Raw genomic sequence first — 18,147 nt, forward strand, 5'->3', positions numbered from 1 at the left:
TGACTGGTCCTTACTTCTTCTTGCCTTCCTTGCGGAAGATATACTCGCCCTTGTAGCGAATACCCTTGCCCTTGTAGGGCTCGGGCTTGCGCCACTCGCGAATGTTGGCCGCGACCTGGCCGACGAGCTGCTGGTCAGCCCCCTCGACGGTGATCTCGGTCTGCTTGGGGGCCGTCACGGTGACGCCCTCCGGCACGGCGAATTCGACGTCGTGGCTGTAGCCTAGGGCCAGCTTCAGGGTGTTGCCCTGCATGGTGGCCCGGTAGCCGACGCCCGTGATCTCCAGCTCTTTTTTGAAGCCGGTGGTCACGCCGGTCACCAGGTTCTCGACCATGGTGCGGGACATGCCCCATTGCTGGCGCGCCCGCTTGGACTTGCCGCGCGGGGTCACGGTCACCGAGCCGTCCGCGACTTCCAGCACCACGTCGTCGGTGGCGGTGAACTCGCGGGTGCCCTTGGGGCCCTTGACCGAGATGGTCTGGCCCGAGACCGAAGCCTCGACGCCCGAGGGCAGGTCGACGGGTCGTTTTCCGATACGAGACATCAGATTCTCCTCAGAACACGGTGCAGAGCACTTCGCCGCCGACATTGGCGCTGCGTGCGTTTGCGTCCGACATGACGCCCTGGGACGTCGACACGATGGAGACGCCGAGGCCCTGACGGACCGACGGCAGGTCGCCGACGCCGAGATACACGCGACGACCCGGCTTGGACACGCGCTTGACTTCGCGGATCACGGGGACGCCTTCGTAGTACTTCAGCTCGATCTCGAGGGTCGGGTGACCCATGCGATCGGACGAGGTCTCGTAGCCGCGGATGTAGCCTTCGTCGGCCAGCACATCCAGGACGCGCGCGCGCAGCTTGGATGCCGGGGTGGAGACGGTGCCCTTCCCGCGCATCTGCGCGTTCCGGATACGGGTCAGCATATCGCCGATGGGATCATTCATGGTCTGATCTCCTTACCAGCTCGACTTGACCATGCCGGGGATTTTCCCCTGGCTGGCCAGTTCGCGCAGCATGATGCGGGACAGCTTGAGCTTGCGGTAATAGGCACGGGGCCGACCGGTCAGCTGGCAGCGGTTGTTCAGGCGGACGGGCGACGAGTTGCGGGGCAGCTCGGCCAGCTTGAGGGTCGCCTTGAAGCGCTCCTCCATGGGCTGGCTCTCGTCGCGGATGATCTCCTTCAGGGAGGCCCGCTTGGACGCGTATTTCTTCACCAGGCGCTCGCGCTTCTTCTGGCGTTCGATCATGGATTCCTTGGCCATTGATCAGTTCCTCACGAATTGAACGGCAGGTTGAAGTGCTTGAGCAGCGCCTTCGCCTCGCCATCCGTCTGCGCCGTGGTGCAGATGATGATGTCCATGCCCCAGACCTCGTCGACCTTGTCGAAGTTGATCTCGGGGAACACGATATGCTCCTTGAGGCCCATGGCGTAGTTGCCGCGGCCGTCGAAGCTCTTGCCGGAGACGCCGCGGAAGTCGCGGACGCGGGGCAGCGCGATGGTCACGAGGCGATCCAGGAATTCGTACATCCGGGCGCCGCGCAGCGTCACCTTGGTGCCCAGCGGCATGCCTTCACGGACCCGGAAGCCGGCGATCGACTTCTTGGCCTTGGTGATGACGGCCTGCTGACCGGCGATGGCGGTCAGGTCGTCCTGGGCCGACTTGGCCTTCTTCGAGTCGCGCACGGCTTCGGCACCGGCCCCGATGTTCAGGACGATCTTGTCCAGACGCGGGATCTGCATGTCGTTCTTGTAGCCGAACTCCTCCTTCATGGCCGCCTTGATGCGGTCCTTGAAGTCGGCCTTCAGACGCGGGGTGTAGTTCGCTTCGTCCAGCATCAGATCACGTCTCCCGTGGTCTTGGCGAAACGCACCTTCTTGCCGTCTTCCATGCGGAAGCCGACGCGGGTGGCCTTGCCGTTGGCATCGACGATGGCGAGGTTCGACATGTCGATGGGCAGCGCCTTGGGGATGCGTCCACCCTGGGACGCCTGGCTCTGGCGGGTGTGGCGGATCGCCATGTTCACGCCTTCGACGATGGCCTTGCCGGCCTTCGGATCGACGGACACGATCTCGCCCTGCTTGGACGCGTCGCGGCCCGTAAGCACGACGACCTTGTCACCCTTGCGGAGTTTGGCAGCCATCACAGCACCTCCGGCGCGAGCGAGATGATCTTCATGAAGTTCTTCGCGCGCAGCTCGCGAACCACCGGACCGAATATACGGGTGCCGATCGGCTCGTTGTTGTTGTTGAGGATGACGGCCGCGTTCCGGTCGAAGCGGATGGCGGTGCCGTCGTCGCGGCGGACTTCCTTGGCGGTGCGGACGACGACGGCCTTGCGGACGTCGCCCTTCTTCACGCGACCCCGCGGAATGGCTTCCTTGACCGACACCACGATGATGTCGCCCACGGAGGCATACTTCCGCTTGGACCCGCCCAGGACCTTGATACACTGAACGCGGCGCGCGCCGCTGTTGTCAGCAACATCCAGGTTGGTTTGCATCTGGATCATTGGTTTCTCCCGACCTTTGGGGCGGCGATGCGTGCCGGTGCCCCCAGGGTTTCGAATTGATGGCCGCGCCGATTATTCGGCGATGACCTCCCACCGCTTCGTCTTGGACTTGGGCGGGCATTCCTGAATGCTGACCGTGTCGCCGACGTTGAACTGGTTGTTCTCGTCGTGGGCGCGGTACTTCTTGGACTTCCGGATCGTCTTCTGGAGGAGCGGGTGCTTGAAGCGGCGCTCGATCGAGACGGTGACGGTCTGGGCGTTCTGGTTCGACGTGACGACGCCGGTGAGGATGCGCTTGGGCATGGGCTCAGGCCTCCGAGGCGGCGGCTTCGGCCGCCTTCTGGTTGAGGATCGTGTTCACGCGGGCGATCGAGCGCTTCACCGTGCGCACGCGCGCGGTGTTCTCGAGCTGGTTCGTCGCCGCCTGGAAGCGCAGGTTGAACGCTTCCTTCTTGAGGTTGGTCAACTCCGTGCGGAGCTCGTCGGGGGTCTTCCCCCGGAGTTCGGTGGCATCCATGCCGGTCGTCCTTTGCAACATCACCGGAGGGCCCTGCGCATCGTGCGGGTCACCCTGATTCCGGTGGAGATCAACGGTAGAGAGGCGCGCATAGACGGGTTGGTGCGGGTTGGCAAGGGGGCGGCGCAGGTTTTCGGGCGCAATCAGGCGGACCGGACCAGCCTGTCCGCGAACCATGTCCGCGCCTCTTCAAAATCCGCGCTGCCCTCGGCCAGAGCGACCACGAGATCGTCGACTCGCTCGTCGTCGGGAATATCCAGCCGATAGCTGCTGCGGTCGATCATCATTTCGGTCAACAACCATGCCGACCGCTTGTTGCCATCGGCGAAACCATGGTTCTTGACCATGCTCTCCAAGAGCGCTGCGGCCATGTCCGCCAAGCTGTCGTAATAGCCGTGATAAGGTCAACCAATCGCGGACTCGACCATGGCCAGACTGACGATCCCCGAACGTCCACCGAAGGAGAGTGCGATCTCGTGCATCTCCAGAGCGTCGGACAAAGTGACCTGATAAACGTCGTCAGCGATTGAGAAGACGCTCCATCGCGTCCCTGCGACGATGCGCGACTGCTTCCCCGGCAGACCGGCTCGTTTGGTCAACGTAGCTCTCGGAGGCGTCGGTCCGCACAGAGATCAGCTTTCCAGTTCGCGCGTCGCGCACCAGCGTCCCACCTTCCACGGCTTCGCGTTCGATCTTGACGTCCATCTCAGGCCTTTCGCGATGCACTCGCTGTCATCTGCATCCATACAATATGTATATGCGCCCATGCATGCGGACAAGCACACCGGACCACCGGGGTTAAAGCTCTATCCCCACCGATAGCGGACAAGCACACCGGACCACCGGGGTTAAAGCTCTATCCCCACCGATAATTGAAGCTCACCGAGATCCGGTCATCCTCGGACATGTTCATCGGGACCTCGTGGCGCAGCCAGCTTTCCCAGAGGAGGACGTCGCCGACCGTCGGCGTCTCGTAGTGGAACGTCCGGAGCGGGGCGCGGGCGTCCTTTTTCCGGACCGGGGCGGCCATCATCATCGGCAGGCGCGGGTCCTCGAACTTGATGGCGCTCGTGCCCTCGGGCATCGCCACGTAGGTCGTGCCCGAGATCACCGAATGGGGATGCAGGTGGCCCGTGTGGATGCCGCCCTCGGGCAGAATGTTGATCCAGAGATCCTCGAGCATCAGGGACTTGTCGCCGAGGTCGAATTCCAGATCCTCCGCGAAGGCGGCCACATGGGCGTCGAGCGCGCGGGTCAGGTCCGCGAAGATCGGGAAGCGCCAGCCGAGATCGGTCAGCGAAGCGTAGCTGGTGTAGCCCGGAAAGTCGTTCTCCTCGCACCATGCCTGCCCCGCTTCGTCATCCTCGGCGATGGACAGGCAGGACGCCTCCAGTTCGGCCGGGTCGATCGCCGGCGCGTGCTCGGACAGGGCGGCGCGGTAAAGGCGGGTCACGAAGAGCGAGGAGAGGTCGGGCATCGGGGCGCTCCGGAGGCGTTGCGGTCGCGCGCCTCCTACACCGGCGGGCGTGGCAGGTGTAGGGCGGTCGGTGCCCCGCAGCGGGGCCGGACCGCTCCCCAGAATACGAAAGGGGCGCCCGCGATGGACGCCCCTTCCCTATTCTGAACCGGTCGAGGTCCGGCAGCCGAGCTGCCTATATCCCGTCCCGACGGCGGAGCCGTCGGGTCACCAATCCTCGCGCTGGACCGTGCGGGTCTTGACCGGCAGCTTCATCGCGGCGAGGCGCAGCGCCTCACGCGCGACGGCGTCGGTCACGCCGTCGATCTCGAACATCACGCGGCCCGGCTTGACCTTGCAGGCCCAGTAATCGACCGAGCCCTTGCCCTTGCCCATGCGGACTTCAGTGGGCTTCGACGTCACCGGCAGGTCCGGGAAGATCCGGATCCAGACCCGGCCCTGACGCTTCATGTGGCGCGTCATGGCCCGGCGGGCGGCCTCGATCTGGCGCGCGGTGACGCGCTCCGGCTCGGTCGCCTTCAGGCCATAGGTGCCGAAGTTCAGGTCGGACCCGCCCTTGGCTTCGCCGTGGATGCGGCCCTTGAAGGCCTTGCGGAACTTCGTCCGTTTCGGTTGCAGCATCTGATCTACTCCTTACCGGCGCGGGCCGCGGGGACCGCGGTCGTCACGACGGCCACCGGCGCCACGGGGGCCCGGACCGTTCTGCAGTTCCTCGGCCTTGCGATCGCGGGCCGACGGGTCGTGCTCCATGATCTCGCCTTTGAAGATCCAGACCTTGATGCCGATGATCCCGTAGGGGGTCTTGGCCTCGGAATGGGCGTAGTCGATATCGGCGCGCAGCGTGTGCAGCGGGACGCGACCCTCGCGGTACCATTCGGTCCGGGCGATCTCGGCGCCGCCGAGGCGGCCGGCCATGTTGATCCGGATGCCGAGGGCACCCATCCGCATGGCGTTCTGGACCGAGCGCTTCATGGCACGGCGGAACGAGACGCGACGCTCGAGCTGCTGGGCGATGCTTTCGCCGACCAGCTGGGCGTCGAGTTCGGGCTTGCGGACCTCGACGATGTTGAGGTGCAGCTCCGAGTCCGTCATCGCGGCGAGCTTCTTGCGAAGCACCTCAATGTCGGCGCCTTTCTTGCCGATGATGACACCGGGACGGGCCGTGTGGATCGTGACGCGGCACTTCTTGTGCGGACGCTCGATCACGACGCGGCTGACGCCGGCCTGCTTGCACTCTTCCTCGATGAACTCGCGCATCTTGAGGTCTTCGAGAAGTAGGTTCCCGTAATCCTTGGTGTCGGCGTACCAGCGGCTGTCCCAGGTGCGGTTCACCTGGAGCCGCATCCCGATCGGATTGACTTTATGGCCCATCAGACTTGCTCCTCGACTTGCCGCACCTTGATCGTCAGTTCCGAGAACGGCTTGACGATCTTTCCGAAGCGACCGCGCGCGCGGGGACGTCCGCGCTTCATGGTCAGGTTCTTGCCCACCCAGGCTTCGGCGACGATCAGCTCGTCGACATCCAGATTGTGGTTGTTCTCGGCGTTCGCGATGGCCGATTGCAGGCACTTGCGCACGTCAATGGCGATCCGCTTCTTCGAGAAGGTGAGATCGGCCAGCGCCTTCTCGACCTTCTTGCCGCGGATCATCGCGGCCACGAGGTTCAGCTTCTGCGGGCTGGTCTTCAGCATGCGCAGCTTGGCCATGGCCTCGTCATCGGCCACGCGGCGGGGATTCTTTTCCTTGCCCATGGCTTACTTCCTCTTGGCTTTCTTGTCGGCGGCGTGACCGTAATAGGTCCGCGTCGGCGAGTACTCACCGAACTTCTGGCCGATCATGTCCTCGGAGACGTTGACGGGAATGTGCTTGTGCCCGTTGTAGACGCCGAAGGTGAGCCCCACGAACTGGGGCAGGATGGTGGAACGGCGCGACCAGATCTTGATCACGTCGCTGCGGCCCGACTCGCGGGCGGCTTCGGCCTTCTTGAGGACATAGGCGTCCACGAAAGGCCCTTTCCAAACGGAACGGCTCATTCTCAGCGACCCTTCTTCTTGGCGTGACGCGAGCGGATGATCAGCTTCTGCGACGCCTTGTTCTTGTTGCGGGTGCGGGCACCCTTCGTCGGCTTGCCCCAGGGCGTGACCGGGTGGCGGCCACCGCTCGTCCGGCCCTCGCCACCGCCATGCGGGTGGTCGATCGGGTTCATGACGACGCCGCGGACCGAGGGACGGATCCCCTTGTGCCGGTTGCGCCCCGCCTTGCCGAGGTTCTGGTTGGAATTGTCCGGGTTCGAGACCGCGCCGACCGTCGCCATGCACTCCTGGCGGACGAGACGAAGCTCACCCGAGGAAAGGCGGATCTGGGCGTAGCCGCCGTCGCGGCCGACGAACTGGGCGTAGGTGCCCGCGGCGCGCGCGATCTGGCCGCCCTTGCCGGGCTTGAGCTCGATGTTGTGGACGATCGTGCCGATTGGCATGCCCTGGAACGGCATCGCGTTGCCGGGCTTGATGTCGGCCTTGGCCGAGGCCACCACACGGTCGCCCACGGCGAGACGCTGCGGCGCGAGGATATAGGCCTGCTCGCCATCCGTGTAGCGGATGAGGGCGATGAAAGCCGTGCGGTTCGGGTCGTACTCGATCCGCTCCACATTCGCCTGGACGTCCAGCTTGTTGCGCTTGAAATCGACGATCCGATAGAGGCGCTTGGCCCCGCCGCCCTTGCGGCGCATCGTGATCCGTCCGGTGTTGTTGCGTCCACCATGCTTGGTCAGACCCTCGACGAGGGACTTGACCGGGCGGCCTTTCCACAGCTCCGAACGGTCGATCAGAACCAGCCCACGCTGGCCCGGCGTCGTCGGCTTATACGACTTGAGTGCCATGTTACCTGTCTTCCGTTGTGTGTCGGACGGAGGCGCACATGGCGTCCCGCCCTGGATGTAAGGGCCCCGAAGGTCCCCGGTGATGGGTTCGTTCAGGCCGAGGCCGGAACGAACAACGTCAAAGCCCCGGACGAATCCGGGGCCTGCCGATGCGGTCGTCTATGGGGGTCGCCGGGTGGGGTCAAGGCCTGTCCCCCCGCGGCGCGACGCGTCGGATCATCCTTACCGAAGACCGATCCGCGGACCCGGCGGTTACGGGCCGAAGGCACCGGTGCGATGACTTGCGCCTAGGTTGCGTGCGGAAAGCGCCATAGCCTCCCCGAAGCTGGCCCGGCGCACGGGCGCGGTCGCTGGATTTCGGGAATTGGCATCGGGGATAAACGCGCAATGAAAAATATCCGGGCCGCGGCCGCCGCCGCCCTCCTCGCCTCCGCCGCCGCGGCACAGGACGCGCCGACCTTTTCGGGCGACGCGATCAACCCGGCATCCTTCGTGCTGATCGACGGCGACGGCCCGAACGCCTTCGATCGCGATGCCTGGATCGACGCGGTGGCGCAGTCAGAGGGACAGGTTCTCGCGGTCCGCCTGAGAACGGAGCCACGCCCGTTCGACGCGGCCGCCGCCGCAGCGCAGGAGGCCGGGGTCGTCGAGAACACCGTGACGCTCGAGACGGTGAACGTGCCTGCGGAGAAGTCGACCGCCTTTGCCCGCAGCCGCGCCCGGATGGACGAGGTCATGCTGGAGGAGAATGCCGCGATGGGCTGGCGCCTCGCGGTCGAGTTGCCGATGTGCGCCCTCTATCACCGCGAGGCGGGCCCGGACGAGCGCGCGCCCTCTGCACTGCTCGCGGTGATGGACGAGGACTACGCCCAGCTCTTCTGCTACCGCACGGCCATCGCATATTACGCGTCCCGGCGGGACGAGACCGGCGCGCGGACGCCGCCGATCTATATCGACGCGCAGACCATCACCATGCAGGAGATGATGCCCCCGATCGGGGTCCACTCCGCCTATCTCGCCCACAAGGATCGGCGCGACGACCGCGGCCGCTACCTCGCGCGGGAGAGCAATGTCTATGCCCCGAACGAGGAGATCTTCCTGCGCGCCTATCTCGAACATGTCGCCCGTTCGGCGCCCGGCACGATGGACATGCGGTTCGAGATCGACCTGCATCTGCGCGTCGCGGACGAGAGCGGTGCCGAGCTGGGGCGCGCCAAGCTCCACACCTACGCCGCGCCCTCGACCTTGCTCTACCCGGTGGACGAGACGCAGTTTTGGAACAACATCACCGCGGGGATGAGCCTGCCCGATCCGGGGCGCTACGAACTGACCTTCATCTTCACCGACATGACCCGCGCCGGTACGCCTTCGGCCGAGGTGTCGTTTCCGGTCGTGATCGATGCCGCGTCGGAGCCGCAGGGGCGTGTTCAGGGGTCGGAGTGAGGCGGCGGGCGGTCGAGACGACCGCGACCGGGATGTCCGACCGCCGGCTCAGCCGGTCGCGCCGACGGGCTTGACCCCCACCACACCGGATTGCGCCGCGTTCGCCACGGCCGCGCCCGCGATCACCGAGGCCAGCGCCACGAGGGCCGCGACCGACAGCGCGCCGCCGCCTGCGATGCCCGCGCCGATGGTGCAGCCGCCGGTCAGCACCGCGCCCGCGCCCATCATCGCCGCGCCCGAGGCGTAGCGGAGGGTCTGGCCGGGGGTCTCGAAGCTCTGGAGCCGCAGCTCGCGCCGGGCGGCGGCCGAGGCGAAGGCCCCGGTCACGACGCCACCGATGAAGCCCACCCCGAAGGAGGCCGGGATGGCCGTGGACGCGATGGTCCAGAAGAGCGTGTCCGTCCACGGAAGGGTGAAGGCCGCGCTCTGGACCGGAAGGGGGTCGAATTCATCGAAGAGCAGGACGGAGGTGCCAGCCCAGCCGGCCGCCGCCACCAGCCCGACCAGCCCCCCGAGGAGGAGGTCGGTGCGGCGCGCGTCGGAGCGCCACGCGAACAGAAGGAGCGGCAGGACCGCGACGGCCGTCCAGAGCCACACGCCGCCCGGAAGTTGCGTCAGGGTCGCGACCGGGCTCTCGACCGTCACGCTGCCGATGGCGCTGCGGACCGGGGCCAGCACGCCCTTCAGCATGGCGTGGGCGGTGACCGCGAAGACCAGAATGACCGTGACCGCGCGCAGATTGCCGGAGGATGCGAGGACGCTGAGCCGCGAGATGCAGCCCCGCGTCAGGACCATGCCCACGCCGAACAGAAGCCCGCCGACCACGAGCGCCGCGACCGGCAGGTCCGAGGACAGCCAGCGGTGATCGCCGAGATCGATATATCCAGCCGTGGTCAGACCCTGCACGGCGAGGATCGCGACCGCGAGGCCGGTCATCCAGACACCCGCAGCCCCCGACCGCTCGACGGGATCGCCCGCCACGGCCCGGCGCAGGCAGAAGCGCGAAATCTGAGCCGCGATGCCGAAGACGAGGCCGATTGCTGCCCCGAGAAGGACGTGAAGGACGCGAGGCTCGAGCCCCAGATCGAATTGTTCCAGCAACATGTGCGCCTCCGCCCGTTCCGCAGTCAGCGGGACGTATGGCCCTTGGTGGGACGGATCAAATGGCTGCGGCGGGAGGACGTCCTTCCGAACCACCCGCTTGCGGGACATCGTTCTGCCGGAGTCGCACACCGCAGGGGGCATCGGTCCGCGCGCGCGGCGGCGGGCGGGATATCGAACCTTTTCGTCGCGTCGCCGGTGGGCCCGGCGCATTGCATCGGCCCGCAAAGGGAAAGGGCCCCGCCGTTCCCGGCGGGGCCCTTCAATCGCAGACCACCGGCGGGGTGACCCCGCCGCCCCGTCAGAGGCCCGTGGTCACGTCGATGGTGTTGCCCTCTTCAAGCGTCACATACGCTTTCTTGACGTCCTTGCGACGGCCCATCTGGCCGCGGAAACGCTTGACCTTGCCCTTGGTGATGGTCGTGTTCACGGCCTTCACCTTGACGCCGAAGAGCTCTTCGACGGCGGACTTGATCTGAGGCTTGTTGGCGTCGATTGCGACCTCGAACACCACGGCGCCCGTCTCGGACGCCATCGTGGCCTTCTCGGTGATGATCGGCTTGCGGATCACGTCGTAGGTGTTCATGCGAGTCGCGCCTCCAGAGCTTCGACACCCGCCTTCGTGAGCACGAGCGTGTCACGCTTGAGGATGTCGTAGACGTTCGCGCCCATCGAGGGCAGCACGTCCACGTTGCCAAGGTTGCGCGCGGCCTGCGCGAAATCCTCGTTGACGTCCGCGCCGTCGATGATCAGCGCGCGCTTCCAGCCGAGATCCTTGACCTGACGCGCCAGCGCGGAGGTCTTGCCCCCCTCGAGATTCGCGGCGTCGAGGATCACCAGCTTGCCCGCGGCCGCCTTCGACGACAGCGCGTGCAGCAGGCCCATGCGGCGGACCTTCTTGGTCAGCTCATGACCGTGGCTGCGGGGCGTGGGACCCTTGTAGACACCACCCTTGCGGAAGATCGGCGCCTTGCGGGAACCGTGGCGTGCGCCGCCGGAGCCCTTCTGACGGACGATCTTCTTGGTCGAGTAGCTGACCTCGGAGCGGGTCTTGACCTTGTGGGTCCCGGCCTGCGCCTTGTTGCGCTGCCAGCGGACGACCCGGTACAGGATGTCGCGGCGCGGCTCCTGGCCGAACACCTCGTCGCTGAGTTCGACGGAGCCGGCCTTCGAGCCGTCCATCTTGATGACGTCGAGTTTCATTCGTCACCTTCCTTCTTCTCCACGTCCGAGTTGTCGGCATCCGACGACTCGTCCGCGATTTCGGCTTCGGCGGCCTTCAGGGCCGCTTCCTCGGCGGCGGCCTGCTCGGCGGCCAGCGCCTCCTCGGCGGCCTTGGCTTCGGCCTCGGCGGCGGCGGCGGCTTCCTCGGCAAGGCGCTGCGCTTCCTTCTTCGAGGACATCAGCGCGGCGGGCAGGATCGCGTTCTCGGGGAACGGCTTCTTGACCGCGTCCTTGATCGTGACCCAGCCGCCCTTGGAGCCGGGAACGGCGCCCTTGACCATGATGAGTCCGCGGTCGGTGTCGGTGCGGACGACCTGCAGGTTCTGCGTGGTCACGCGGGCTGCGCCCATGTGACCGGCCATCTTCTTGCCCTTGAACACCTTGCCGGGATCCTGGCACTGGCCCGTCGAGCCGTGCGAGCGGTGCGAGATCGACACGCCGTGCGTCGCGCGCAGGCCGCCGAAGTTCCACCGCTTCATCGCACCGGCGAAGCCCTTGCCGATCGAGGTGCCCGAGACGTCGACATACTGACCTTCGAAGTAATGGTCGGCGATGATTTCCTCGCCCACTTCGATCAGCTTGTCCTCGTCCACGCGGAACTCGACGATCTTGCGCTTGGGCTCGACACCCGCGGCCTTGTAGACGCCGCGCATCGCCTGGGACGTGCGCTTGGCCTTGGCCGTGCCCGCGCCCAGTTGGACGGCGGTGTAGCCATGCTTGTCCGCGGTGCGCTGGCCGATGACCTGAAGGCCGTCCAGCTGCAGCACGGTGACGGGCACCTGACGCCCGTCTTCCTGGAAGATGCGGGTCATGCCCACCTTCTTCGCGATCACTCCGGAACGCATCATCTGGATACCCTCCCTCAGACCTTGATCTCGACGTCGACGCCCGCGGCGAGGTCGAGCTTCATCAGCGCGTCCACGGTCTGCGGCGTCGGGTCGACGATGTCGAGCATCCGCTTGTGCGTGCGGATCTCCCACTGGTCTCGCGACTTCTTGTCGATATGCGGGCCGCGCAGGACGGTGAAGCGCTCGATCTTGTTGGGAAGCGGGATCGGCCCGCGGACCTGGGCACCCGTGCGCTTGGCGGTGTTGACGATTTCCTGGGTGCTGGCGTCCAGCACGCGGTAATCGAACGCCTTGAGCCGGATGCGGATGTTCTGGCTTTTCATGTCGTTCTTCCGACAGGGGGCGGGCCGCGGACTATGGCGACCGGCCCGTTCAAGTTGAGAGGAGGAGACAGGACCACCCGGCCCCCTCGTCGAACCCGAACGGAAGCGGGGCCGCGCGTCGCGACCCCGTCCGTGGATGGGGGCGGATAGCCCAGGTCGCCCCGTCCCGCAACCCCCTGCACACGGGAAACTCGCGCCCCCGTCACGCAGCCTTGGGACAACGTGAAGAGACGCCCGCGCACGAGTGGGTTAGGATGGCCGCGTAGCCAATCGTTCCGAGGAGCCGAGACCATGACTGACCGCCACCTGACCCGCCGCGCCCTGCTGGCCTCTGCCGCCGCGATCGCCGCCACGGCGCCCGCGCTGCGCGCCGAGGAGATCGTCGCCCCCTCCGGTCGGACCATCGCCCAATACGTCCCCGAGACCAGCGACTTCCCCTTCGAGGTCCAGCGCAGCGAAGCCGAATGGCGCGCCCATCTCGACGGCGACGACGACGCCTACGGCATCCTGCGCCGCGCCAACACCGAATGGCCGAAGACCACCGACCTCTGGGAGGAGGCGCACGAGGCCGGCTACAACTGCCGCGGCTGCGATCTCTTCATCTACGACGCGGGCTGGTTCGAGCCGCTCGACAAGGGCTGGGTCTTCTTCCACCACGCCGAGCCGAACGCCGTGATGTTCGGCCTCGACGGCGCGGTCCGGCAATACGGGCAGGCCGGGATGATCCAGGACGAGACCTTCGCCATGGCCGAGGTCCACTGCCGCCGCTGCGGCTCGCATCTCGGCCACCATATCGATGTGGCGGGCATGCGGCTCCACTGCATCAACGGCACGTCCCTGACGCGGGCCTGAGCACGAAGCGACCGCACGACGTCGCCCGCATCGAGGGCCGCTTCTTCCGGGGGCGGCCCGTTTTCGTGGCGGGATTCGCCGCGCCCGGCGGCGGTCGTCGATACGTATGCCGATCGGTGCGTCGCGAGCACGCACCCTGCGCCGGGCTTCGCAGGGCCTCGCGGGGGCGGACCGTAGGGTTCGTGCTCGGCACGCACCGGCCCCGGGACGAAGGTCGCGCCGGTGGGACGGCCTTCCCTGCGGGCGCGTCCGCGGGCCGCTCATGCAACAAGGGCCCCCCGAGGGGAGCCCTGCCGGCTCTCGTGACAAAGGCCCCCGAGGGGGCCTTTGCACTGCGCCGTGTCGTGACACCCGGCCCTGCGGGCCGGCTGCACTTACTCCGTGATCTTGCTGACGACGCTCTCGGGAGCGTCCGCTAGCGGACGCCCCTGTCGCGTGTCAGCAGAAATCACTCCGTGATTTTGCTGACGACGCCCGCGCCCACGGTGCGGCCGCCTTCGCGGATCGCGAAGCGCAGGCCCTGCTCCATCGCGATCGGCGCGATCAGCTCGACCCCGAACGACACGTTGTCGCCCGGCATCACCATCTCCGTGCCCTCGGCCAGCTGAACCGTCCCCGTCACGTCCGTCGTCCGGAAGTAGAACTGCGGGCGGTAGTTGGCGAAGAACGGCGTGTGGCGGCCGCCCTCGTCCTTCGTGAGGATGTAGGCCTCGGCCTCGAACTTCGTGTGCGGCTTCACCGAGCCCGGCTTGCAGAGCACCTGGCCCCGCTCGACGCCGTCCCGGTCCACGCCGCGCAGGAGCGCGCCGATGTTGTCGCCGGCCTCACCGCGGTCCAGCAGCTTGCGGAACATCTCGACGCCCGTGCAGGTCGTCTTCTTGGTGTCCCGGATGCCCACGATCTCGATCTCGTCGCCCACGTTGATCACGCCGCGCTCGACGCGACCCGTCACGACCGTGCCGCGACCCGAGATCGAGAACACGTCCTCGACCGGCATCAGGAACGGCTGGTCCACGGCGCGCTCGGGCGTCGGGATGTACTCGTCCACGGCCGCCATCAGCTTGCGGATCGACTCCTCGCCGATCTCCGGGTTGTTGCCTTCCATCGCCGCCAGCGCCGAGCCCGGGATCACCGGGATGTCGTCGCCGGGATACTCGTAGCTCGACAGAAGCTCGCGGATCTCCATCTCGACGAGCTCCAGGAGCTCCTCGTCATCGACCTGGTCGACCTTGTTCATGTAGACGACCATGGTCGGAATGCCGACCTGGCGGCCGAGCAGGATGTGCTCGCGCGTCTGCGGCATCGGGCCGTCGGCCGCGTTCACCACGAGGATCGCGCCGTCCATCTGGGCGGCCCCGGTGATCATGTTCTTGACGTAATCCGCGTGGCCCGGGCAGTCGACATGCGCGTAGTGGCGGTTCTCGGTCTCGTACTCGACATGCGCCGTCGAGATCGTGATCCCGCGCGCCTTCTCCTCGGGCGCACCGTCGATCTGGTCATACGCCTTGAAGTCGCCGAAATACTTCGTGATCGCAGCCGTCAGCGTCGTCTTGCCGTGGTCCACGTGACCGATCGTCCCGATGTTCACATGCGGTTTCGTGCGTTCGAATTTTGCCTTCGCCATGGGAGGGCTCCTTCTCAAATTGGCGAGGATGCGTGCCGCGCACGCACCCTACGGGTTTGGGGTGACCGGTGCGTGGGAGGCCCACGCACCGTGATCGGATCAGGCGAACTTCTTCTGGATCTCTTCCGAGATGTTCTGCGGAACCGGGTCGTAATGGTCGAACTGCATCGTGAACTGCGCGCGGCCCGAGGACATGGAGCGCAGGGTGTTGATGTAGCCGAACATGTTGGCCAGCGGCACGAAGGCGTCGATGGCGATGGCGTTGCCGCGCGGCTCCTGCCCCGAGACCTGGCCGCGACGCGAGGTCAGGTCGCCGATGATGCCGCCGGTATACTCCTCCGGCGTGATCACCTCGACCTTCATCACGGGCTCCAGGAGCTTGGCGCCGGCCTTCCGCATGCCCTCGCGCATGCCCATGCGGGCCGCGATCTCGAAGGCGAGGACCGACGAGTCCACGTCGTGGAACTTGCCGTCCAGCAGCTGGACCTTGAAGTCGATCACGGGGAAGCCCGCGAGCGGACCCGAGTCCATGACCGAGTTGATGCCCTTCTCGACGCCCGGGATGTATTCCTTGGGCACGGCACCGCCGACGATCTTCGACTCGAACGAGTAGCCCTCGCCCGGCTCGGTCGGCGAGATGAGGAGCTTGACCTCGGCGAACTGACCCGAACCACCCGACTGCTTCTTGTGGGTGTAGGTGTGCTCGACCTCGTGACCGATGGTCTCGCGGTAGGCGACCTGGGGCGCGCCGATATTGGCCTCGACCTTGAACTCCCGCTTGAGGCGGTCGACCAGGATGTCGAGGTGAAGCTCGCCCATCCCCTTCATGATCGTCTGGCCCGACTCGAGGTCGGTCTCGACGCGGAAGGACGGATCCTCGGCGGCGAGGCGCTGGAGGCCCTGGGACATCTTCTCCTGGTCGGCCTTGGTCTTGGGCTCGACCGCGATCTCGATGACCGGATCGGGGAAGGTCATCGTCTCGAGCACAACCTGATCGTTCACGTCCGAGAGCGTGTCGCCCGTCGTCGTGTCCTTCAGGCCGGCCAGCGCGATGATGTCGCCCGCGAAGGCCTCGGTGATTTCCTCGCGGTTGTTGGAGTGCATCATCATCATCCGGCCGACGCGCTCCTTCTTGCCCTTGGTGGTGTTCTGGAGCGTGTCACCCTTCTCGAGCTTGCCCGAGTAGATGCGCGTGAAGGTCAGCGAGCCCACGAAAGGGTCGTTCATGATCTTGAACGCGAGGCCCGAGAACGGCATCGAGTCGTCGGCGCGACGGGGGATGTTGCGGACTTCGTCCTCGTCGCCGGGCTTGAAGCCCATGTAATCGACGACGTCGAGCGGCGACGGCAGGTAGTCGATGACCGCGTTGAGCAGGGGCTGGACGCCCTTGTTCTTGAACGCGGAGCCGCCCAGCACCGGGACGAACGCCATCGACAGCGTGCCCTTGCGGAGCAGCTTGCGCAGCGTGTCGACGTCCGGCTCGGCGGCGTCCATCAGATACGCTTCCATCGCGTCGTCGTCCATTTCGACGGCGGCCTCGATCATCTTGCCGCGCCACTCGTCGGCCATGGCCTTGAGGCTGTCGCGGATGGGCTTCTTGATCCAGGACGCGCCGAGGTCTTCGCCTTCCCAGACCCACTCTTCCATGGTGACCAGGTCGATGAGGCCCTCGAGCTCGTTCTCGGCGCCGATCGGGATGCCGACGGGCACGGCGCGCGCACCGGTGCGGTCCTCGATCATGCGGACGCAGTTGAAGAAGTCGGCGCCGATCTTGTCCATCTTGTTGACAAACACCATCCGCGGAACCTTGTAGCGGTCGGCCTGGCGCCAGACGGTCTCGGTTTGGGGCTCGACACCGGCATTGGCGTCGAGCACGGCGACCGCGCCGTCGAGCACGGCGAGCGAGCGCTCGACCTCGATGGTGAAGTCGACGTGGCCGGGCGTGTCGATGATGTTCATCCGGAACTTGGTGTCGGACGTGCCGTCGGCCGTCGGCTCTTCCTGGCGCTGCCAGAAGGTCGTCGTCGCGGCGGACGTGATCGTGATGCCGCGCTCCTGCTCCTGCTCCATCCAATCCATCGTGGCGGCGCCGTCATGGACCTCGCCGATGTTGTGGGACTTGCCGGTGTAGAACAGGATACGCTCCGAGCAGGTCGTCTTGCCGGCATCGATATGGGCCATGATGCCGAAGTTGCGGTAGCGTTCGAGGGGATAGTCGCGGGCCATGGGCTCGTACCTCTGAATGGAGGAGAAAACAGGTTCGGGGGCCCCGGACGGGCCCCCGTGATCAGAACGTCAGATAAGTGCGGCGGATCACCAGCGGTAGTGGCTGAACGCCTTGTTGGCGTCGGCCATCTTGTGCGTGTCTTCGCGCTTCTTGACGGCGGAGCCACGGGACTGGACGGCGTCGATCAGCTCACCGGCCAGACGCTCTTCCATAGTATTCTCGTTGCGCGAGCGGGCGGCATTGATCAGCCAGCGGATCGCCAGCGCCTCGCGGCGCTCGGGGCGGACCTCGACGGGGACCTGGTAGGTGGCACCGCCGACGCGGCGCGAGCGGACCTCGACCGAGGGCTTGATGTTGTCGAGAGCCTCGGCGAACACCTCGATGGGCGAGCGCTTGATCTTGGTCTCGACCCGATCCATCGCGTTGTAGACGATGCGCTCGGCGACGGCCTTCTTGCCGTCGATCATCAGGTTGTTCATGAACTTCGTCAGAACCTTGTCGCCATACTTGGCGTCGGGCAGAACTTCGCGCTTTTCAGCGGCGTGGCGGCGGGACATCGGTGTATCCTTCGTTTGAATGCGGCGGGCGGGGCGGCACGGCGCCCCGCATCAGAATTGGGCGGGACCCGGTCTCACTTCGGACGCTTGGCGCCGTACTTGGAGCGGCGCTGACGGCGATCCTTGACGCCTTGCGTGTCGAGCACGCCGCGCAGGATGTGGTAGCGCACGCCCGGAAGGTCCTTCACCCGGCCCCCGCGGATCAGCACGACCGAGTGCTCCTGCAGGTTGTGGCTCTCGCCCGGGATGTAGGAGATGACCTCGTAGCCATTGGTCAGGCGCACCTTGGCGACCTTCCGCATGGCCGAGTTCGGCTTCTTCGGCGTGGTGGTGTAGACGCGCGTGCAGACGCCGCGCTTCTGCGGGCAACCCTCGAGGTGGAGGGATTTCGAGGTCTTGCGCTTGGGCTGACGCGGCTTGCGGATCAGCTGCTGGATCGTCGGCATGTGGGGTGTCCCCGTCTATCGTTCACGTTCAAATCTCTCGTCCGGACCCCGACGCGCCAAAGACCGATGGCCGCATCCGCCCGGAATTCCGACCTGGACGATGCGGTTGGGTGACAG

The 18,147-nt window shown here is 66.2% G+C and carries 27 protein-coding genes; 2 read left to right on the forward strand and 25 right to left on the reverse strand.

All coding sequences use genetic code 11. The features are described 5' to 3' along the window. Positions 1-10 precede the first annotated feature (10 nt). From rplF to rplB, 16 genes are all read right to left on the reverse strand, one after another. Positions 11-544, reverse strand: coding sequence for a 50S ribosomal protein L6 (rplF, locus tag ACK8OR_RS13635; protein ID WP_410189982.1), 534 nt, complete (start codon positions 542-544; stop codon positions 11-13). A gap of 10 nt (positions 545-554) precedes the next feature. Beyond that, the gene (rpsH, locus tag ACK8OR_RS13640) at positions 555-947 is read right to left on the reverse strand and encodes a 30S ribosomal protein S8 (protein WP_298430518.1); all 393 of its coding nucleotides are present in this window, start codon (positions 945-947) and stop codon (positions 555-557) included. Positions 948-959: 12 nt separating this feature from the next. Further along, entirely contained in the window at positions 960-1,265 is a 306-nt protein-coding gene (rpsN, locus tag ACK8OR_RS13645) for a 30S ribosomal protein S14 (RefSeq protein WP_298430516.1), read from the reverse strand. A gap of 11 nt (positions 1,266-1,276) precedes the next feature. Then, complete coding sequence (rplE, locus tag ACK8OR_RS13650) at positions 1,277-1,840, reverse strand: 50S ribosomal protein L5 (RefSeq protein WP_410189983.1); 564 nt, start codon at positions 1,838-1,840, stop codon at positions 1,277-1,279. Further along, complete coding sequence (gene rplX, locus ACK8OR_RS13655; RefSeq protein ID WP_298430511.1) at positions 1,840-2,145, reverse strand: 50S ribosomal protein L24; 306 nt, start codon at positions 2,143-2,145, stop codon at positions 1,840-1,842. The genes rplE and rplX overlap by 1 nt, the downstream gene beginning before the upstream one ends. Further along, positions 2,145-2,513 (reverse strand): 50S ribosomal protein L14, encoded by a 369-nt coding sequence (gene rplN / locus ACK8OR_RS13660; protein ID WP_013963207.1) that lies wholly within the window; start codon positions 2,511-2,513, stop codon positions 2,145-2,147. The genes rplX and rplN overlap by 1 nt, the downstream gene beginning before the upstream one ends. A 72-nt stretch (positions 2,514-2,585) precedes the next feature. Next, a complete protein-coding gene (rpsQ, locus tag ACK8OR_RS13665; protein ID WP_298430509.1) occupies positions 2,586-2,816 on the reverse strand; it encodes a 30S ribosomal protein S17 in 231 nt (76 codons plus the stop codon). Between the two features lie 4 nt (positions 2,817-2,820). Further along, complete coding sequence (rpmC, locus tag ACK8OR_RS13670) at positions 2,821-3,030, reverse strand: 50S ribosomal protein L29 (RefSeq protein WP_298430507.1); 210 nt, start codon at positions 3,028-3,030, stop codon at positions 2,821-2,823. 143 nt (positions 3,031-3,173) lie between these two features. Further along, on the reverse strand, positions 3,174-3,401 hold the full coding sequence (locus ACK8OR_RS13675) for a type II toxin-antitoxin system death-on-curing family toxin (protein WP_410189984.1): 228 nt from the start codon (positions 3,399-3,401) through the stop codon (positions 3,174-3,176). Between the two features lie 148 nt (positions 3,402-3,549). Continuing rightward, the gene (locus tag ACK8OR_RS13680; protein WP_410189985.1) at positions 3,550-3,735 is read right to left on the reverse strand and encodes a hypothetical protein; all 186 of its coding nucleotides are present in this window, start codon (positions 3,733-3,735) and stop codon (positions 3,550-3,552) included. Between the two features lie 151 nt (positions 3,736-3,886). Next, positions 3,887-4,507 (reverse strand): TIGR02466 family protein, encoded by a 621-nt coding sequence (locus tag ACK8OR_RS13685; RefSeq protein ID WP_410189986.1) that lies wholly within the window; start codon positions 4,505-4,507, stop codon positions 3,887-3,889. Between the two features lie 207 nt (positions 4,508-4,714). Continuing rightward, positions 4,715-5,128, reverse strand: a complete 414-nt coding sequence (gene rplP, locus ACK8OR_RS13690) for a 50S ribosomal protein L16 (protein ID WP_410189987.1) — start codon at positions 5,126-5,128, stop codon at positions 4,715-4,717. Positions 5,129-5,140: 12 nt separating this feature from the next. Then, entirely contained in the window at positions 5,141-5,878 is a 738-nt protein-coding gene (gene rpsC / locus ACK8OR_RS13695; RefSeq protein ID WP_410189988.1) for a 30S ribosomal protein S3, read from the reverse strand. Next, a complete protein-coding gene (gene rplV, locus ACK8OR_RS13700) occupies positions 5,878-6,258 on the reverse strand; it encodes a 50S ribosomal protein L22 (protein ID WP_298430494.1) in 381 nt (126 codons plus the stop codon). Before rplV ends, rpsC begins: the two co-directional genes overlap by 1 nt. 3 nt (positions 6,259-6,261) lie before the next feature. Further along, positions 6,262-6,540 (reverse strand): 30S ribosomal protein S19, encoded by a 279-nt coding sequence (gene rpsS, locus ACK8OR_RS13705; RefSeq protein WP_298430492.1) that lies wholly within the window; start codon positions 6,538-6,540, stop codon positions 6,262-6,264. Positions 6,541-6,542: 2 nt separating this feature from the next. After that, a complete protein-coding gene (gene rplB, locus ACK8OR_RS13710) occupies positions 6,543-7,385 on the reverse strand; it encodes a 50S ribosomal protein L2 (RefSeq protein WP_410189989.1) in 843 nt (280 codons plus the stop codon). Positions 7,386-7,772: 387 nt separating this feature from the next. Between rplB and ACK8OR_RS13715 the strand changes: the two genes are divergently transcribed. Next, positions 7,773-8,828 carry a hypothetical protein gene (locus ACK8OR_RS13715; protein ID WP_410189990.1) on the forward strand — a complete coding sequence of 352 codons (1,056 nt, stop codon included), beginning with the start codon at positions 7,773-7,775 and terminating at the stop codon, positions 8,826-8,828. A 48-nt stretch (positions 8,829-8,876) separates the two neighbouring features. Here the strand turns inward: ACK8OR_RS13715 and ACK8OR_RS13720 are convergent, their stop codons facing one another. The 5 genes from ACK8OR_RS13720 to rpsJ form a co-directional block, all read right to left on the reverse strand. Further along, positions 8,877-9,932: a YeeE/YedE family protein gene (locus tag ACK8OR_RS13720; protein ID WP_410189991.1), complete on the reverse strand. Its 1,056-nt coding sequence runs from the start codon at positions 9,930-9,932 to the stop codon at positions 8,877-8,879. Between the two features lie 298 nt (positions 9,933-10,230). Further along, complete coding sequence (locus ACK8OR_RS13725; protein ID WP_298430480.1) at positions 10,231-10,515, reverse strand: 50S ribosomal protein L23; 285 nt, start codon at positions 10,513-10,515, stop codon at positions 10,231-10,233. Then, complete coding sequence (gene rplD / locus ACK8OR_RS13730; protein ID WP_298430478.1) at positions 10,512-11,132, reverse strand: 50S ribosomal protein L4; 621 nt, start codon at positions 11,130-11,132, stop codon at positions 10,512-10,514. Before rplD ends, ACK8OR_RS13725 begins: the two co-directional genes overlap by 4 nt. Continuing rightward, positions 11,129-12,001, reverse strand: coding sequence for a 50S ribosomal protein L3 (rplC, locus tag ACK8OR_RS13735; protein WP_410189992.1), 873 nt, complete (start codon positions 11,999-12,001; stop codon positions 11,129-11,131). The genes rplD and rplC overlap by 4 nt, the downstream gene beginning before the upstream one ends. A gap of 14 nt (positions 12,002-12,015) precedes the next feature. Further along, entirely contained in the window at positions 12,016-12,324 is a 309-nt protein-coding gene (rpsJ, locus tag ACK8OR_RS13740) for a 30S ribosomal protein S10 (protein WP_246947868.1), read from the reverse strand. 291 nt (positions 12,325-12,615) lie between these two features. On the opposite strand from rpsJ, the gene ACK8OR_RS13745 reads away from it, so the two are divergent. Further along, positions 12,616-13,176, forward strand: coding sequence for a peptide-methionine (R)-S-oxide reductase (locus ACK8OR_RS13745; RefSeq protein ID WP_410189993.1), 561 nt, complete (start codon positions 12,616-12,618; stop codon positions 13,174-13,176). A gap of 448 nt (positions 13,177-13,624) precedes the next feature. Here the strand turns inward: ACK8OR_RS13745 and tuf are convergent, their stop codons facing one another. The 4 genes from tuf to rpsL all read right to left on the reverse strand — a co-directional run bounded on the left by tuf (position 13,625) and on the right by rpsL (position 18,030). Beyond that, on the reverse strand, positions 13,625-14,800 hold the full coding sequence (tuf, locus tag ACK8OR_RS13750) for an elongation factor Tu (protein ID WP_410189994.1): 1,176 nt from the start codon (positions 14,798-14,800) through the stop codon (positions 13,625-13,627). A 99-nt stretch (positions 14,801-14,899) separates the two neighbouring features. Then, entirely contained in the window at positions 14,900-17,026 is a 2,127-nt protein-coding gene (fusA, locus tag ACK8OR_RS13755) for an elongation factor G (protein ID WP_410189995.1), read from the reverse strand. A gap of 87 nt (positions 17,027-17,113) precedes the next feature. Next, positions 17,114-17,584 carry a 30S ribosomal protein S7 gene (gene rpsG, locus ACK8OR_RS13760; protein ID WP_298430467.1) on the reverse strand — a complete coding sequence of 157 codons (471 nt, stop codon included), beginning with the start codon at positions 17,582-17,584 and terminating at the stop codon, positions 17,114-17,116. Positions 17,585-17,658: 74 nt separating this feature from the next. Continuing rightward, positions 17,659-18,030: a 30S ribosomal protein S12 gene (gene rpsL, locus ACK8OR_RS13765; RefSeq protein WP_298430465.1), complete on the reverse strand. Its 372-nt coding sequence runs from the start codon at positions 18,028-18,030 to the stop codon at positions 17,659-17,661. Positions 18,031-18,147: the final 117 nt, after the last annotated feature.

Origin of the sequence: Jannaschia halovivens (assembly GCF_046452375.1) — a bacterium.
Classification (GTDB): Bacteria; Pseudomonadota; Alphaproteobacteria; order Rhodobacterales; family Rhodobacteraceae; genus Jannaschia; species Jannaschia halovivens.